At 44.2% G+C, this 18,846-nt stretch carries 6 protein-coding genes; 3 read left to right on the forward strand and 3 right to left on the reverse strand.

Translation table 11 applies throughout. From position 1 onward, the window contains the following. Positions 1–313: 313 nt before the first annotated feature. From putP to C6Y02_RS12565, 3 genes are all read left to right on the forward strand, one after another. Positions 314–1,795 (forward strand): sodium/proline symporter PutP, encoded by a 1,482-nt coding sequence (putP, locus tag C6Y02_RS12555; protein ID WP_106031378.1) that lies wholly within the window; start codon positions 314–316, stop codon positions 1,793–1,795. A gap of 164 nt (positions 1,796–1,959) precedes the next feature. Beyond that, positions 1,960–2,652, forward strand: coding sequence for an MgtC/SapB family protein (locus C6Y02_RS12560; protein WP_106031379.1), 693 nt, complete (start codon positions 1,960–1,962; stop codon positions 2,650–2,652). Positions 2,653–2,764: 112 nt separating this feature from the next. Next, the gene (locus tag C6Y02_RS12565; RefSeq protein WP_106031380.1) at positions 2,765–4,171 is read left to right on the forward strand and encodes an alkaline phosphatase; all 1,407 of its coding nucleotides are present in this window, start codon (positions 2,765–2,767) and stop codon (positions 4,169–4,171) included. Positions 4,172–4,213: 42 nt separating this feature from the next. Here the strand turns inward: C6Y02_RS12565 and C6Y02_RS12570 are convergent, their stop codons facing one another. Genes C6Y02_RS12570 through C6Y02_RS12580 form a run of 3 tightly spaced genes read right to left on the reverse strand, consistent with a single transcriptional unit; the run spans position 4,214 to position 18,843 of the window. Continuing rightward, complete coding sequence (locus tag C6Y02_RS12570) at positions 4,214–5,221, reverse strand: phosphotransferase enzyme family protein (RefSeq protein WP_106031381.1); 1,008 nt, start codon at positions 5,219–5,221, stop codon at positions 4,214–4,216. Next, entirely contained in the window at positions 5,214–11,624 is a 6,411-nt protein-coding gene (locus tag C6Y02_RS12575) for a type I polyketide synthase (protein WP_106031382.1), read from the reverse strand. Before C6Y02_RS12575 ends, C6Y02_RS12570 begins: the two co-directional genes overlap by 8 nt. Next, positions 11,617–18,843, reverse strand: a complete 7,227-nt coding sequence (locus C6Y02_RS12580; RefSeq protein WP_223256559.1) for a type I polyketide synthase — start codon at positions 18,841–18,843, stop codon at positions 11,617–11,619. The genes C6Y02_RS12575 and C6Y02_RS12580 overlap by 8 nt, the downstream gene beginning before the upstream one ends. Positions 18,844–18,846 lie beyond the last annotated feature (3 nt).

An 18,846-nucleotide genomic window follows, 5' to 3' on the forward strand; every position in this document is an offset into this window, starting at 1 on the left:
GAGGCCTTTTCTCTCGAAGCATCATTGTCATCCAACTGATAAAGAAAATATTCATACAGATCACCTTTTATTTTCAGAAAATTTTTACTTTTACTCACCTTTGTAAGCGCATACAAACTGATTCTCATCATCGATCTGTCTATTTTTTCTTCAAAATGTGGAGGTTTAAGAAGGTTGATCACTTGGGAATACTCTGTTAGGTTAAGTAACCATAGCAGTGAGCAGGGCATTCAATCAAAAAACCAGCCCTGACACTTCTGTATATTTTGATTGAGGTGATGTCAAATTAATACGAAAAAGGTGAGAACACAAAATGAGTATTGAAGTTACAATTTCCTTATCTATTTATTTTATCGGGATGCTTGCCATCGGTTGGTATGCATTCAGGAAAACACATGATTTAAATGATTATATGCTTGGTGGACGCGGACTTGGTCCATTTGTTACAGCTCTTTCAGCAGGTGCTGCGGATATGAGCGGCTGGATGCTGATGGGTGTACCAGGTGAAATGTATAAAACAGGTTTATCGACAACCTGGCTTGCGATTGGTCTCATCGTCGGTGCTTACTTGAACTATCTCATTCTTGCACCTCGTTTACGTTCTTATACAGAGATTGCTGATGATGCCATTACGATTCCTGATTTCTTTGATAAACGATTCAAAGGATCATCTTCTTTATTAAAAGCTGTATCAGCCGTCATCATTTTAATTTTCTTTACACTGTATACATCGTCTGGGATGGTATCAGGCGGACGTTTATTTGAGTCAGCATTCGGTGCACACTACATGTTTGGACTGATTTTGACGTCAAGTATTGTTATTTTGTATACATTGTTTGGTGGATTCCTGGCAGTGAGCTTAACGGACTTTGTCCAAGGAGCTATCATGTTTTTAGCATTAGTGCTCGTGCCGATCGTTGCCTTTACACAATTAGGTGGACCTGTTGCCACATTCCAAGATATTCAACAGATTGACCCTAAATTGCTTGATATTTTTAGAGGAACGAGCGTCATTGGCATTATATCCTTCCTCGCTTGGGGACTAGGTTACTTTGGACAACCGCATATTATCGTGCGCTTTATGGCGATTACGTCCGTCAAAGACTTAAAACCAGCACGCCGCATCGGAATGAGCTGGATGATTATTTCAGTAATTGGTTCACTATCTGTCGGTTTAGTTGGTGTTGCCTATGTTCATGAAACGGGTATGAACCTTGCTGACCCAGAAACCATCTTTATCGTCTTTTCTAAAGTGTTGTTCCATCCATATATCACTGGATTTTTACTTTCTGCCATTTTAGCGGCGATTATGAGTTCAATTTCGTCTCAGCTGCTTGTCACAGCAAGTGCGATGACAGAGGATTTATACAGAACGTTCTTTAGAAAAAAAGCATCTGATAAAGAGCTCGTGATGATTGGCCGTATGTCTGTACTAGTTGTCGCTGTGATTGCCCTTTGTCTTTCACTTAACCCAAGTGATACCATTCTTGATCTTGTCGGTTATGCGTGGGCTGGATTTGGTTCTTCATTCGGTCCAGTCATCTTACTTTGCCTATACTGGAAGCGAATGAATCATCATGGTGCCCTAGTTGGGATGATTGTTGGTGCGGTTGTGGTTCTCACATGGATCACGACAGGCCTTAACCATGCAACCGGTATTTATGAAATGATTCCTGGCTTTACGTTAAGTGGTTTAGCTGCCATTATTGTGAGCTTAATGACCAGTAAGCCGACAAAAGCATCAAAACAGCTGTTTACTAAAATGGAAAATCATCTTGAAGAAGAAACAAAATAAAGAACATGAAGGGTCATCTGCCTTATGCGGATGACTCTCTTTTTAAAAATAAAAAGCTTTTCTTTCTTCCGATTCTGAATAAAATAAGAGTTGTGCAGCCATATGGGCTGTGAGAAGATCATATACATGATGTGAAACGTACATGAAGTGAAGGAGCGATACGCATGTTTTGGACAATTGAATGGGATACGGTCTTAAAATTAGCCGTGGCCACCTTAATCGGTTTGATTATCGGGCTTGAACGAGAGCTGAAGAAAAAGCCCCTCGGCTTAAAAACGTGTATTGTCATTGCTGTCAGCTCCTGCGTATTAACCATCATCAGCATTGATGCAGCCTACAATTTCCCTCGAGTCTCTAAGCTTCAAATGGACCCACTCAGGTTACCGGCGCAAATTATATCTGGTGTTGGTTTTATTGGAGCAGGTGTGATTCTGCGAAAAAGCAATGATGTCATCTCAGGTCTCACGACTTCTGCGATGATCTGGGGAGCAGCAGGACTTGGGGTTGCAACAGGTGCAGGATTTTATAAAGAAGCCTTCCTCAGTCTTTTCTTTATTCTGATCAGTGTCGAATTTCTACCATGGCTCTTCCAGCGGATCGGGCCGATTCGCTTACAGGAAAAAGAAATCCGCATCAGAATGTCTCTTTCTGATCGAAACCGCATGACGGATATTTTAAAAGAAATGAAAGCCCTCAATATTCGCATTCATTCTGTTCGAATTGATGATTTAACAGAAAAGAACTACCCGATTATGGAAGTACGCGTACGCGTGCATAAAGATCGCTATACAACCGATGTGTACTTTGATATTAAAGATCTAGAAGGCGTCGTTGGCGTGAAGTGTGATAAGGTATAAAAGGTGGTGAGATAAAAGTCTCATCGCCTTTTTTTATGGGAAAAGGGTTGAACCATCGCCTTCATTCAAATAAAATACAAATTATGAAATAAATGATAAAAGGAGATTTTTCATGGGTTCTATGGATCGTAAAAATCGTATTTTTCTTATGAGTGGGATTCTAGCGGTACTCGTATTAGCTGTTCTATTAACCTCACATGATGTCACTCCCGTATCAACAAATGCGGCAGACAAGAAACAAACGAAAACACCAAAAAATATTATTTTTATCGTTGGCGATGGAATGGGGATGCCCGTGATCAAAGCCTACCGCACATTCAAGCAGGAAAAGCTTGGTTCTACAAAAGCACAAACCGTCTGGGACCCGTATTTAGTCGGGATGCAGACCACACATCCAGATGATCCTCGAGATAATATTACCGACTCAGCAGCCGCAGCCACGGCCATGGCGACTGGGAAAAAGACATACAATGATGCCATCGCCGTCAACCAAGAAAAAGAACCTCTTAGAAGTGTCGTTGAAGCAGCAAAGGAAGCACAAATGAAAACAGCCTTTGTTGTCTCATCTGACATCACCGATGCAACACCTGCCGCTTTTGGCACACATAACGTCTCCCGAAAAAACAAAGAACAAATTGCAGACCACTTTTTTGATGAGAAAATAGGCGGAGAGCACAAAGTTGATATCCTTCTAGGTGGCGGAATGCAATATTTTGATCGAAAAGACCGTAATCTTGTGCAAGAATTTAAGAAGAGCGGGTATTCCATTCTACGATCAAAAGATGATTTAACCTCTCAATCATCTTCGAAAATGCTCGGCTTATTCCAGGAGGACGAGCTGGATCGAGCCATTGATCGCCCAAAGCATGTGCCTACTTTAAAAGACATGACGCAGGCAGCATTAACCCAATTAAATCAAGACAACCTGCATGGATTTTTCATGCTGCTTGAAGGCAGTACCATTGATTCTGCTGGACATGAAAATGATGTGGTCGGCGCAATGAGTGAGATGGAGGATTTTGAGAAAGCAGTTCATGCGGCTCTTCAATTCGCTAAAAAGGATCAAGAAACCCTCGTCGTCATCACAGCAGATCATGCGACTGGAGGATTTTCCTTTGGCGCAGATGGTATGACAAGTGAGACCGGCTATAAATGGGACCCAGCACCCATTCTAGCTGCTAAGAAAACGCCTGTGTATATGGCAAAGAAAATCGCAGGAGGTCAATCTGTACGTGATGTCCTTCACACCAATATTGATTTCGCGCTCACAAAAGAGGAAATCTCACAGGTAGAGAAAGCGGCACAATCAGGGAAGGCCAGTACGATCCAACTCAGCATTCAACATATCTTTGATCAGCGTTCTTTCTCAGGCTGGACAACCTTTGCCCATACAGGTGAGGATGTCCCTGTCTATGCATATGGACCTGGTAAAGCAGCATTTCAAGGCTGGATCGATAATACAAAGCAAGGAAAGAACCTGTTTCATATCATTGAATCACCGTCCACCTATCGCCCATAAAAAACAATCCCCGCCTCATCACATAGGCGGGGATTTTCATTTTTAAGATTGACTTAGCTTTGTAAAGTCAAACGTCGTAATCGGTGCTGCTTGCTCAATGTCGGAGCGGAAGCCAGCGAGCATGGCCTTCTCTTCATCTCCGATGGTAGCCAAATCAAATGCTTGATGTAGCAAGCCATAGATCAGCACGTGACGTAAGCGAAGGAAGTCAGGAATGTAGGCAAGCCACTCATCCCCAAGCTCATTCTCTTCACGATAGCCTTTAAGGAATTGCTTCATAAAGTTTCCTGCAAAAGCAGCTTTGTCTTCGTATGGAATCACTGGGTACCACAACACATTGTATAGCAAAATGCTAATGTCATTCATAAACCAGTTGTACCCAATATCATCGAAATCAAAGGTCGTAATTTTCCCTTGATCCCAGTGGAAGTTTCCGTGATGAAGATCCGCATGAACCAATCCGTACGTATCCTGATTTTTCGGAAGCTTTGCCAGCTTTTCCATCAACCGATCCGCTTGTTCAAACACAAGAGTCTGATCGGCTGGGACATACTTACGCAGTTTAAGCTGCTCCTCTTCATCCCACTCTTGTCTTTTATAACGTGGGTCTGACAGCTGATAGCTTTTTGTCAGTTTATGCATGCGCCCTGTGTACTGTCCAAGGGCATAAAATAATTCATCGTTCCAGTCTGCCTCTTCCACTTTATGGCCTGATGCTTTTTCATAGACTCGAAGCAAAAATGAACCGCCTTGCCCATCGTCTACTTGCTCGATATCACGGCCATTTAATGAAGCAATTGGTTTCGCAACCGAAAGTCCGCCCTTCGCTAAGTGATGGAGCCATTCCATTTCACCTAAAATATAATCAGGTGATCTGCGGATGGTATGGGTAATTTTTAAAATGAAAGACTCTCCGTCTTTTTTAAGTTCATACACATAGTTTTCTGCATCTGCGATAAAGTGGATGTCACTTCGCTGGACCCCGTATAAATGAGTGGCCTCATCTAAAATTTTTGATTCTTCATATATGGCTTTTACATCTTTATGCATGCTGATTCTCCCTCTTCATATATTTTGCTAATTCTCGAATGGTGTGTTTTTCAGCAAAATTCAAATCATCAACATACCAACCCTTCTTTTCAATCTCTACTTCCATTTTGACAGCAAGTAAAGAATTTCCTCCTAAATCGAAAAAGTCGTTGTCAATTCCTACTTTTTCCACATGAAGAATGTCACACCAAATATCAAAAAGCAATGCCTCACGTTCATTGGTTGGCTGTGCGTAAAGTCCATGATCTTGTGTCAGTTCCGTCTTTAATAATGCACGAAGACCTTCTTGATCATGTACCTTAAGGGCTTTTACATAACCGCTGTGCAGCGTTTGATCTGGTTGAACCGTTTCCCATGTATAACCTTTAGAAGCTGAATGACTTGCTGCCTCCACCCTTCGATCCTCTATTTCTTCAGTCGAGTGCTGACGAGGTGACAGGTGGTCGACGATCTGAATGTGATTGCTCAGTGAATCAATTTCTTCCACTTGTATACGATATGTTTGCTGCTCCTCAACCTCCTGCATCTGGTGCTCTTTCATAAATGACTTGAACAGCTCATTACGTCCAGTCGATGCAAACGTAAATTCAATGGAAGAAAGCTGGTGCAGACGGCTGTATTCAGCAAGCCATGTCAGACATTTTTGCTCAATCCCTTTCCCTAGAGCACGGCAGCTTAGCATCCATGCATCAATTTTCAAGGTGCCGTCTGCATGATGAGCCAAGATAGCCCCTACAATCCCTTCATGACTGAAGCGATCCGCTGCTTCAATGACCCAGCCCTGGACATGCTCATTTTCCATCCGCTCTCTCAGCTGCTGTTCATCAAAGCGCTGCTCATTTAAGCGGAATTGGTTAATACGGCTGCTCATTTGCGCCACGCGGGCAAGGTGCTCTTCTCCCCACTCTGTTACACTCATGTTCAAATTCAAATCTTGTAAAAATTGCTTCATTGACGGCGATTCTGCTTTCTCTTTTTGACGAGCCTTTTCAGCCTTGTAGCTCGTTGTTCGCCCTCTATCTTCATCTGTGACATCATAGCGGTCGAATGCCCAAGCATGCTGGGCGAATAATGGAATCGCTTTTTCATTGGCAGGTAACAGCAGCGTCATCACTTCAGGCAGCTCTTCATTCATACGCAAGCACTGAGCTGGATCATCGTCTAAGAAAATAAACTGAGATAATGAAAGGTTCAGAGAATCTGCCATCTCTTTTAGATGTGCCGGTTTACTTTCCCAATTGATCCGCCAGTCGACGATATCGTCTTTTTGCAAGATCATATCTGGGTGGTTTTCAAACACGCGCCACACATCTTCTTCATTGTTCCTGCTGCTCAAGACAAGCAGGAGCCCCTCTTGCTGCTTTTGTTTTAAAAAGCGCTGAAGCATTTGATGTTCTGGCGTAATGTCGATGCCTTCCACACCGTCTTCTGAAACGACACCTCTCCAAAGCGTATGATCACAGTCAATGGCCGCTACCTTAAATGGTGCACCTTGCCATGCAATGATCTCTCGCGCGACTTTTGTACCGATGGCTCCACAAAAGACTTCAGTGAATGGGAGGTGTGCTGCTTGCTCTCCTTTTTCATCAAAGATGTCATCCATCTGATATTGCTGTGCAAGCTGACGACAGTCGATCAACTGAACACCGCCTATCTCAGATAACTGAGCAATCCACTCTTGTTCCACGTCTTGCAGGGTGTCTTTAAGAGCAGCACTTATCGGCAGAATCCCAACAAAATATAGGTTATGTTTCGTTTTTGATTTCAGAACGTTTGCAAGTTCTTCAGCATGCTCTGAAGCCAGTTTTTTCTTTTCTTCCAGTGAGAGATGAGCGGGACCAGTGATATCCTCTAAACGAATGAGCAGAAGATTCGCACCGTTTTTCTTCTGTGAAATAAGGCTGCGCTCATTTAGTAATTCCTGATATACCTGCCCATACGGTGCAAATTGAACATCAAGCTGCACATCAAACTGCTTGGTCCAGTACTGAATATAAGGTGCGACTGGATCTGCTGTAAATGTCGAGCTGACTGTCAGTACGAGCGGTGCTTTTTCCTCTGCGCGCTCCCTTTTCTCTTTTGCTGCTTGTTCTTCTTCCTGTGAAAGAACAGCGAAATCCTTGAGCAGTTGATCAGGTGTTTGAACAGCCTGTTCGACCAAGTGCTGGAAGTGGTTGACGAAAGCTTGCATCGTCTCATGTTTAAACAGAGCCAGATTGTATTGAAGCACGCACTTTAACTCGCCCGTTACCTCTCTGACAACATCCATTTTCATATCGAGTTTGGAAATTCCCTTTGCAAACTCATGTGTTTCAAATGTCAGTCCATCGGCTTCAATTTTAATATTCGGATCGTACTCATTATGATAAATGAGCATCGTATCAAAGAATGGATTGCGATGCGGTCTTGTTTTTGGATTCAGATGCTCAACCATTTGGTCAAATGGGTACTCTTGATGGTCATACGCATCAAGCAGCACTTGCTTTGTCTGAGCCAATTGCTCTGTAAAGGTTGCTTCTTGTACCATGTCTAGTTTAATTGGCAGGAAGTTCGTAAACATGCCAATTGTATGCTCGATATCTGCATGACGTCGTCCAGCCACAAGTGAACCGACAATCAATTCCTCCTGATCCGCATAACGTGAGAGCAGCAGCCCATAGAGTTGGAACAAGATGACGTTATTTGTCAGTTGATACCGTTCAGCGAGCTGTTCAATTTTCTCAACGATGTGCGGTTCAATATTAAATTTAATCGCTCTTCCTAAGAAGGATTGTTCCTTCCGTTCAAAATCATATGGCATTGTCAAAGTTGGCACATTTGAGCCAATTTGCTGCTTCCAATAATCCTGCTGCTTTTGAAACATCTCGCTACGGAAATATTTGTCTTGCCATTCTGCATAATCTTTATATTGAACGGTCAGTTCCGGCAAGGTTTCCCCTCGATAGAGCTCAGTAAATTCTTTAATAAAGATGTTCATGCTCGCTCCATCCGCCACAATATTATGCATATCGACTAATAAGAGATGATCATGTGCTGCGATTTTCACAAAACGCACACGGATCAATGGTGCAGCCTTTAAGTCAAATGGACGAATGAATTCATCGATTTGTGCTTCTAATCCTTCTTCATCAGCCTCTGTCATTTCAACAGCAAAGTGGAAATCATCATGGACCCGCTGAACCGGTTCTCCATCTTTTAATTCAAAGGTCGTTCGCAATGTTTCATGACGATCAATTAATTGCTTGAAGGTCTGCTCAAAGCGCTCGACGTCAATTTCACCTTTACATCTTAGTGCCATCGGCATGTTATATGAGGTCACTTGACCAATACGCTGATGAATGAGGAATGTCCGTCTTTGAGCAGCAGATAATGGATACGTGTCTTTCTTTTCCACTGGTTCAATCTTGAAATATTGATGCTTCTCTGCCTTTTCGATGAATGCTTGGAGCTTTTCAATCGTCGGATTGTTGAACATGTCTGTGAGCGTAAGTTCTACACCAAACTCTTTGTGAATTTGAGAAATCAGACCGGTCGCATTTAACGAATGTCCGCCAAGCTCAAAGAAGTGGTCGTCTCTTTCCACCTTTTCAATTCCTAAAATGTCTTTCCACATCCGCTGTAACGTTGCCTCAATATCATTCGCTGCGGCGGAATGGACTTGATTGTTTTTTTCTATTCCCTGTGCCTTGTTTTCCTTCGGCACCACCATTTGCACACCTGAGGATGAAGATAATGCGGATGTATCTACCTTTTCAATCCAATATCTTTGTCGTTCAAAAGGATAGGTCGGCAAGGATACTTTTTGATTTGATGTCTGATTTCGCCATTTTGTCCAGTCAACCGGCACCCCTTGAAGCCAGATGTCACCAAGCCTGCCCAGCAGGTAGCGGTCGTCTGCTGCCTCTTCTTTCGGGTGACGCATCAATGGAATCGGCTGCTGATGGTGTTCCTTTGAGGCTTGGCGAATAAAGGCACTTAACGTATTCCCCGGCCCGACTTCAACGAAAATAGGATCAAGCTCCGTTAATAATGTCTCCGCTCCATCACGGAAACGGACCGCTTGCCGCAAGTGATCAGCCCAATATGCCGGGTCTTGCACTGTTTCATGGTCAATCCACGTACCTGTGACGTTAGAAATATACGGGATAGACGGTGCATTCAATTGATACTCAGCTACCTTTTCTTTGAATGATGGCAGGATGTCATCCATCATTTTAGAATGGAAGGCATGAGAGGTGTGAAGCTTTCTACACCCATGTCCAGCAGCCTCCAGCTTCTCAGCAAGTGCATCAATGGCTGCGGTCTCCCCTGACACTACACATAACTCAGGACCATTTACTGCTGCAAGTGAAAGATCATCTGTTAAATATGGCAGCACGTTCTGTACACTCAAAGGAACGCTCAGCATAGAGCCTTTTGAAAGCTTGCTAATGAGCTGTCCGCGATAAGACACAAGATCTACGGCATCTTCAACAGATAGTAAACCAGATACGGCAGCAGCTGTGTATTCTCCAATACTGTGGCCGATCAGTGCCTGCGGTTTGACGCCAAAATGAATCAGCAATTTAGCCAAAGCGTATTCCACACTAAACAGAAGCGGCTGCGTATATTCTGTTTGGTTGATCAGCTGAGGATCATCACTTGCTTCTGTTGAGAATAAAATGCTGAATGGGTCAACTGAGATATGCTGTTTGAATTGATTCAAGCATTGATCCAGCGCTTCCTTAAAGACTGGATATTTGTCATAAAGCTGACGCCCCATGTCTACATACTGAGATCCTTGACCTGGGAAAAGAAAGACGACTGGCCGGCTCGATGTTTGGGAGCTTGCCGTCTTGACCACCTCTTTTGACCTTTGATTCAGCGCCTGTAACATGTCAGCCGTGTTACTTCCAAGAATGACACGTTTATGCGGGAAATGATGGCGCCCTGTTTGCAGCGTATAGGCAACGTCACTTAGACGAACATGCTGCTGATGCTGAAGTAAATAGTCCGCAAGGCGATCGGTCATTTTCTCAAGAGCTGCTGGTGTTTTGGCAGATAATAAAAGGAGTTCACTATCCTCAGGGCTATCTGCGGCGACACGTGTAGCAGGTGCTTCTTCTAAAATGACATGAGCATTTGTTCCACCAATCCCAAATGAGCTTACACCTGCACGGCGAGGAGATTCATGCTTGCTCCATGGCGTCAAGTCTGTGTTTACAACGAAAGGCGAATTGGCAAATTCAATTTTTTCATTCGGCGTTTCAAAATGAATCGTCGGCGGAATCACTTGATGCTTTAAGCTTAAAACGGTTTTAATAAAGCCGGCGACACCTGACGCATCATTCAAATGACCAACATTTGATTTGACAGAACCAATGCGGCAAAAGCCTTTTTTATCTGTATCAAACGCTTGCTTGAGCGCTTCAATTTCGATCGGATCTCCGAGGGTTGTTCCGGTTCCATGTGCTTCAATGTACGAAATGGTTTCAGGTTCCACCTCAGCCATTCGAAGTGCTGTTTTAATCGCTGATACTTGACCTTTCGTACTCGGCGCTGTATATCCTACTTTTCTATTTCCGTCATTATTAATAGATGATCCTTTAATGACAGCATAAATGTGATCGCCGTCTTCAATGGCATCCTCTAAATTTTTTAAAATAACGGCTCCTGCACCATCACCAAAAACGGTTCCATCGGCCTTGTTATCAAAGACGCGGCAATGTCCGTCAGATGAATGGATCATGCCTTCTTGATAAAGATAGCCCGATTTTTGCGGCAGGCGAATGGACACGCCGCCTGCAACAGCCATATGACAGTCGCCGCTTAATAAAGCCTGAACGGCTAAATGAATCGACACCATTGAGGTCGAGCAGGCGGTTTGCACCACCATACTCGGTCCCTTCAGATTTAATTTATATGAAATCATCGTCGCTAAATAATCACGCATATTCAGAACGGCAGCTTCCAGTGTTTTCGAATCCTCACCTTGAGCCGCCCCTTGAAGTGCTCTCATGACCCATTCTGTATTGATTCCTGCACCTGTATAAAGACCAATTTGCCCTTTATATTCAAACGGATCGTACCCAGCGTCTTCAAGCGCCGTCCACACACATTCATGAAACAGTCTGAACTGCGGATCCATCATAGCCGCTTCCTTTGGTGTATAGTCAAAGAAATCCGCATCAAATAAATCAACATCATCTAGCATCCCTTTTGCTTTAACAAAACGGGGGTTTTTCAATAAGGCTTCATCTGTACCTTCACGCCGTAATTCTTCCTCTGTAAAAAAAGAGATGGTTTCTTTTCCCTTTTTCAGATTCTCCCAGTACTCTTCTACATTTTTGGCCCCTGGAAAACGACCTGCAAGACCGATAACAGCAATTTCTGCGCCATGATAGTGATTCGTTGTATCATTCATTCTCGATTCCGCCTCTCAATCTTTTATTCCGTTGCTGTTTAAAACGAGCTCTTCGATCACCTGAAGTGACGACGGCTAGTTCTTCTTCCATCGCTTCTTCCTGCGAGTCCTCAGAAGGCTGGATATATTTCGCAAGCTCAGCAACAGATGGGTACGTAAACAAGGTCACAACCGCTTCATTTGTTTGAAGTGCTTGATTTAACCGATTGGTGACTTGAACAATATCCAGCGAGCTTGCGCCGAGATCAAAGAAATTGTCGTGAATGCCCACTTGTTCCATGCCCATAAAATCCTGCCAAACTTGACAGATCGCTTTTTCAGTTTCATTTCGAGGAGCCACATATGGATTGCCCAGCTCTGGTCTTTCGTGCTTAGACACCTCATATGAATCCTCATTCGCTGCTGCCTTCGGCTCTAGTGACAGCCATTGATCCATTCGTTCTTCAAGATTTCCTGTGGACACGAGCATGTGTCGATTCTGCCGGTTAGACAGAACATACTGGAACAGCTCAGCACCCTCTTCTGGTAATATCGCAAGCTCATTTATCGATTCACCAATTGTGGATTCTAGCTCACCCCAGAAATTCCACGCATCCCAGTTCACACACATCCACGGGGTTTGACTATGTTGATTAAGTCTAGCTGCAAATGCATCCATATATAAGTTAGCCGCTGAGTAAGCGGAGAATCCTAAGCCCCCAAGCAATGCACTAATGGAAGAAAAGAGAAGACAAAAATCTGCTTGTTCTTGTTCCAGCAGCTGCTCTAGCACATCGAGCCCTTTCACCTTTGATTGGAATTGATCCTCTCCCTGCGCCAGTGTAGAAGGGATATCTTTGATTGCACGGAAGGATGTACTTCCTGGTAATCCTGCCGCATGGAATACACCATGAACGCCGCCATGCTTTTTGCGAATGGCATCAAATACACGTTTCATCTGATCCAGATCTCCTGCATTCGCCTGCACCGCTTCTACTGTTGCACCTAATCGTTCGAGCTCAAGCACCTTCTCAATTCTCGTACGCTGCGCTTCATCGGCATTTACTTGGTGAACGTATGACGCCCATTCATCTCTCGGCGGCAATGCCGTTCTTCCAGTTAAATAAAGATGTACATTTCCTTCCTTCGCCAGCATCTTTGATAGAACAAATCCGATGCCGCCTAAACCTCCTGTGATCAGATACACACCATTTGGCCTGATCATCTTCGGAAGTCCATCTTCTTTTTGCAGCGGCAAACGTTTGTAGCTCTGCACCCAGCGTTGACGATTGCGATACGCCACAAGCTGGTCCTTTCCAGGCTGCATGATTTCCTGCACAATAAGATCGACAAGTACTTGTTCCTTCCAAGACATGACTTCTGGCACATCTTCCACATCGATATTCCAGCATTTGATATGATGGTATTCCTGTGAAATCACTTTACACGGTCCAAGCATTGCACTTTTCTCTGCACATATCGTCTCATTGCCTGTGACTGGCTGAATTCCGCTAGTGATCGTAAACAGACGGCATTCTCGAATATTTTTTTGGGCAGCAATCGCTTGAGATAAGAAAATTAAGCTGTAATAGCCTTTTTCAATGTGCGCCTGAAAAGCGGATTGACGATTCGAGTTGTCATCTTCTTTCGCAGCTTCCCATAAATGCAGAATCCGATGGATATTGACACCTCTATTAGACAATGAATCTAGCATGTTACGGTAGTGCTGGCCTTCTGCCGGATTGATCGTAAACGACTGATCTTGCTCTTGATAAGCTTCACCCTTTGTGACAGAAATGACCTTGATACCTTGTTGCTTAAATGAATGGGTAAACAGTTCATGAAAAGCATCCTGTTCCCTGAAAATGAGCCACGTTTGTTCTTCTGTTTCTTTTTCGAAAACAGGTTTTAGCGGCTGCTGCTCCCATGAAGGCAGGTAGAACCATTCTTCCATCTCTTTCTTCTTCGTTTCCTTAGGAGCGGATAGCTGCGGAGAAACCGGCTTTCCTGCTTCAATCCAATATCGTTTCCGTTCGAATGGATAGGTCGGCAGCGATACGAGCTGACGTTCCTCTTGAGTTGGATGTTGCTGCGCTTTGACCTCGAAGCCGCCTGCCCATAGCTCTCCTATTCTTTTTAAGAAATATGCATGGTCATCAGCTTGTTCTCTTGCATGCCTCACCATATTCAGAACATCATGATGAGACTCTTTGTTATCATGACGTTTCGCTAATGCCGTCAAGCTGTTTCCAGGTCCAACTTCAATGAGCGCTCGTACTTCATCGGTTAACAGCTGAGATAGACCTTCATGAAAACGAACGGTTCCACGCAGGTGGTTCGTCCAATAAGATGCTGTCATCACCTCTTCACTTGTCGCCCAAGTGCCTGTCACATTCGATATAAACGGAATCGTCGGCTCATGCAATTCTACTTTCTCTACGAATTGTTGAAACGCCTCAAGCATCGGCTCCATCATATAGGAATGAAAGGCATGAGAAGTATGGAGCTGTCTTGTGACAATTCCTTTGTCTTGCAGTTTCTTTTCAAATGCGGCGATATGCTCTTCTCTTCCAGAAACGACACAAAGGTCTTTTGCATTGACAGCAGCAACAGAAAGCGATTCATCAATCATCGAAGTCAGCTCTGCCTCGGGTAATTGCACACTAAGCATGGCGCCTTTTTCCATGTCTTGCATCAATCTTCCTCTTGCCATCACGAGTGTTAATGCAGACTCCAGAGAAAAGACCCCTGACAAGCAAGCGGCAACGTATTCGCCGATACTGTGTCCAATCATTGATTCTGGCTCAACACCGCTATGCTGAAGCAATTTGGCTAATGCATACTCAAATATAAAGAGAAGCGGCTGAGCATTTGACGTTTTTGTGATGTCTTCGTTCGTTTCATTCTTGGAAAAAACAATGCCCTTTAAATCAACTTGCTCCGTTTCCATTACATATTTAAAGCATCTATCTACTTCCCATTTGAACACTGGCTCTGCATCGTATAATCCGCGCATCATACCAGTATACTGAGCGCCTTGACCCGAAAACATAAAGGTCGCTTTACGCCATTTTTTGCTTCGGAACACACTCGTTTCAAGCTGTTTCTGCTGCATCCATTCATCAGCAGACGCGAGCACGATGGCTTTTCGGTATGGAAATTGCTTTCTGCCATACCGCAATGTATAAGCAATATCTTCAAGCGGAACTTGAGGGTGCTGGATCACATACTCCTTTAATTGCTCTGTCATTTTCGCTAAAGCAGTATCCGTTTTTGCTGATAAGACGAGCAGCTGCTTTTGGTTAGAAGCTGGTTTTTGCTTCGCCTGTATGCCCTCTTCTATGATCATATGGGCGTTCGTTCCACCGATACCGAAAGAGCTAACCCCCGCTCTTCTCGGGCCATCTGCTTCCTTCCAATACAACGCCTTTTGATTCACATAAAACGGTGTATCTTTGAAAGGGATCTCCTGATTGGGTGATTCATAATGAATGGTTGGCGGGATCGTTTTATGCTGGAGGGCCAAAATGGCTTTAAACAGACCTGCAATCCCTGCCGCACTATTTAAGTGGCCGACATTACTTTTCACAGAACCGATCGGAATCGTCAGCGGATCTGTCCCTTTGAACACTTGACTAAGGGCAGATACCTCAATTGGATCTCCCATTTTTGTCCCCGTACCATGTGCTTCTACATAACCAATGGATGCGGGATCGATACCTGATTTTTCATACGTTTCTTTTAAAACCTCTGCCTGTCCTTCCACACTCGGAGCGGTAAAACCAGCTTTTCGGCTGCCATCATTGTTCACACCAACCCCTTTGATGACCGCATGAATCGGGTTGCCGTCTCTCATCGCATCTTCATAACGTTTTAGCAGAACAATCCCCGCTCCATCTCCGAAAATGGTTCCGCTCGCCTCTTGGTCAAACGGACGGCAATGTCCATCTTTTGATTGAATCATCCCATCTTGATAGATGTAGCCGATATTTTCTGGAGAACTGACCGTCACACCGCCAGCCAGTGCTGCATCACATTCTTGATTTAATAATGCTTGACAGGCCATGCCAATGTTGACAAGTGAGGTCGAACAAGCTGTCTGCATGGTCACGCTAGGCCCGTGTAAATTCAATTTATAAGAAAGCTGCGTACTAAAGAATTCACGATCATTTAACAGCATTGCGCTGAATTGCTCGGTTGCTTCCATTTGATGTGCAAAGCGCGTCAGCCACTCATGATTTGGACTCGTTCCTGTATAAACACCAATTTTCCCTGCCATTCGATCAGGGTCACAGCCAGCATCCTCCAGCGCTTCCCAAGCACATTCATGCAAGAGCCTGAACTGCGGATCCATGAGCTCTGCCTCTCTAGCAGAATAGTTGAAGAAGTCTGCATCAAAGCCTTCGATCTCTTGTAAACGGCCTTTTGCTCCAATGAAATTCGGATGCTGATAAACAGACGCATCCAGCCCTGCTTTCTTGAGTTCTTCTTCTGTGAAAAAGTGAATCATTTCCTCGCCTTTCACAAGACGCTGCCAAAAGTCTTCTAGCGACGAAGCCCCTGGGAATCTTCCTGCCATTCCGACAATCGCAATATCCGTATGCTCCTGGGACGTGTTCTTTATTGGGAGAGAAGCAGATGTTTGATCACGTTCCATCTGTTCTTCAAACAAATATTCAGCAAGGCTTGCCACTGTAGCAAACCGATACAATTGAACAGTGTCAATTTGTTGATCCATTCGCTCAGATATTTTCGCTGCAAGCTGAGATATATCAAGTGATGTCGCACCAAATTCAAAAAATGGCGATTCATCATCCATTTGATCAAATCCAAAATGAGTTTGAACAATGTCGTGAATATCTTTTTGTAAAGAAGCGAGCGAAGTAAAAACACGCTTTACATCCTGCGGCTTTTGTGGCTCAATGGCTGCCATCGTATTTGTTTGTGCAGAAAAATCGGTTTTATGAAATGGATACCCAGGTAGCGGAATGCGCTGCCTGTTCTTCTCCTCTGTTAAAGGAAAGGATAAGCCGACCCCCATTTCCCAAAGAACACCGGCGATTTGAAGAATGTCTCCATCAAGTGGTTCAGTTGATTTTTCTGCTCCCTTTTCAACCACAATGCTTTGTTTTATTGAAAGATCAATGATCAAGGCTGTTGATTCTTGCTCAATCAAAGGCGATTTTACAGGCTGATCCATATCAAGAAAACGCTTTGCAGACGATGGGTGGAAAGTGGTTAGTTCCTCCCCGGTTTGCTGCATGTAAACAGGCTGTTGGAGTGTTCTCTGAGGCAGGGAAACCAGCCTTTGATTAACCGTCTCGGTGTCATGAAGGTCGTACACAATTGATGCTGCGTCTCTTAGCTCAAGCCCGCCTGCTGCATATAAAGCTGTCCAGACTCCGCTGCCTTCTCCAATCCAACCATCTGGTTCAATTCCGAGTGACCTTAGCTCGTTGACAAAAGCCGATGTCATGATCAGCATAGCCACTTCTGATTGTCTGCTTTGTTTGGAATGGAACAGCTCGTCTTTTTTGATAGGTACCGCAGATTGGACGAGGCTCATTAATCGATCCACTTCTGTTTTGAAAGAATGATCTTTCTCATACAGCTTGATGTAATCACGTAAACCTGACTCATGATACCCCGTCAGCCTCATGCTGATCCGTTTATAAAGAAGACTTTCTCTCCCTGCTGTATCTTGCACTTGCAGTTGCTCTAATAATTCATCCCGCGACGAACAGACAAACGTTTTTCGATATTTGAAGGCTTTTCTTCCACTTTGTAAGGTGTAAGCTGCTTGGCCAAGTGAGAGTTCATGATGTGAGGAGACATATTCCTTCAAGTTTTTTGTCATGTTCTTCATATCATGCGTTGATCTAGCTGAAAGCACAATTAATTCTTTGGACGAGGCCGTGCCGTTTGCTTTTCTCGGCTTCGCCTCTTCTAAGATGACATGGGCATTTGCTCCCCCTATACCAAAAGCGCTGACTCCAGCTCTCCTTGGCAAATGAGACGTCTTCCACTCCTCTTTGTCTGTCCCAACATAAAATGGCGTTTGATCAAACGGAATACGGTGATTCGGCTTGTCAAAGTGCGGCATCGGGGCAAATTGACGATGATGCAGCATCATGACTGTTTTGATAAAACCAGCCACGCCGCTTGCGGCATCTAAATGCCCAATATTGGCTTTGACTGATCCAATCCGGCAAAAGCCTTGTTGATCTGTTTGAAAAGCACGGGTAAGCGCCTCAATCTCAATCGGATCTCCAACAGGCGTACCCGTTCCATGTGCTTCGATATAAGAAATCGTCTCTGGTTCTGTCTCAGCCATTTCTAACGCAGATTCAATGACACTTGCCTGTCCACTCACACTTGGGGCTGTATAGCCGACTTTATTGCTTCCATCATTGTTCGTTGCAGATCCTTTTACGACGGCATAAATAAAATCTCCGTCTTCTATCGCATCTTTCAATCGTTTTAGCGCAACCACGCCTGCACCTTCACCAAAAATGGTTCCTTTTGCTTTTTCATCAAACGGACGGCAATGGCCATCAGGAGAGTAAATCATTCCTTCTTGGTATTGATAGCCTGTGATTTGCGGCTGATGGAGTGTGACACCTCCTGCTAACGCAAGGTCACATTCACCGCCAATTAATCCTTGGCAGGCCATATGGATAGCAACTAGCGACGTGGAGCAAGCCGTTTGTACCGATACGCTTGGACCTTTTAGATTTAATTTATAAGCAATCCGAGAAGCAAAGGACGGGTCATTGAGATGCATGATTTGAAATACATCTTCGTTCTTTTCAAGTGACGACATATGCTGCCCCATCCACGATAGATTGCTAGATGCCCCGGCATAAAGACCAATTAATCCTTCGTATTGCTCAGGCTCATAGCCTGCGTCCTCTAGCGCATGCCATGTGCATTCATGCATCAATCGAATTTGCGGGTCCATAATGGATGCCTCTCGCGGAGAGTAGCCAAAAAAGTCTGCATCAAATGATGATGCATTTTGTAAAAATGGTTTTGCCTTCACATAATCAGAACGCTTTAGCAGCGTCTCATCTACACCCGCTGCCTTTAATTCTTCATCAGTGAAAAACGTAACGGATTCTTTCCCTTGCGATACATTTTCCCAAAACGTTTGCACATTCGGTGCTCCGGGAAACGTACCTGCTAATCCTACGACTGCAATTTCAAGTCCAGATTCGGTCCATTGCTCTTGATCAGACATACG

The organism is Bacillus sp. NMCC4 (genome assembly GCF_002998555.1).
Taxonomy (GTDB): Bacteria; Bacillota; Bacilli; order Bacillales; family Bacillaceae; genus Bacillus.

Bases quoted from the DNA above. Each gene is read 5' to 3' on its own strand.
- putP (WP_106031378.1), top strand. From the start codon at position 314: ATGAGTATTGAAGTTACAATTTCCTTATCTATTTATTTTATCGGGATG.
- C6Y02_RS12560 (WP_106031379.1), top strand. From the start codon at position 1,960: ATGTTTTGGACAATTGAATGGGATACGGTCTTAAAATTAGCCGTGGCC.
- C6Y02_RS12565 (WP_106031380.1), top strand. From the start codon at position 2,765: ATGGGTTCTATGGATCGTAAAAATCGTATTTTTCTTATGAGTGGGATT.
- C6Y02_RS12570 (WP_106031381.1), bottom strand. From the start codon at position 5,221: ATGCATAAAGATGTAAAAGCCATATATGAAGAATCAAAAATTTTAGAT.
- C6Y02_RS12575 (WP_106031382.1), bottom strand. From the start codon at position 11,624: ATGAATGATACAACGAATCACTATCATGGCGCAGAAATTGCTGTTATC.
- C6Y02_RS12580 (WP_223256559.1), bottom strand. From the start codon at position 18,843: ATGTCTGATCAAGAGCAATGGACCGAATCTGGACTTGAAATTGCAGTC.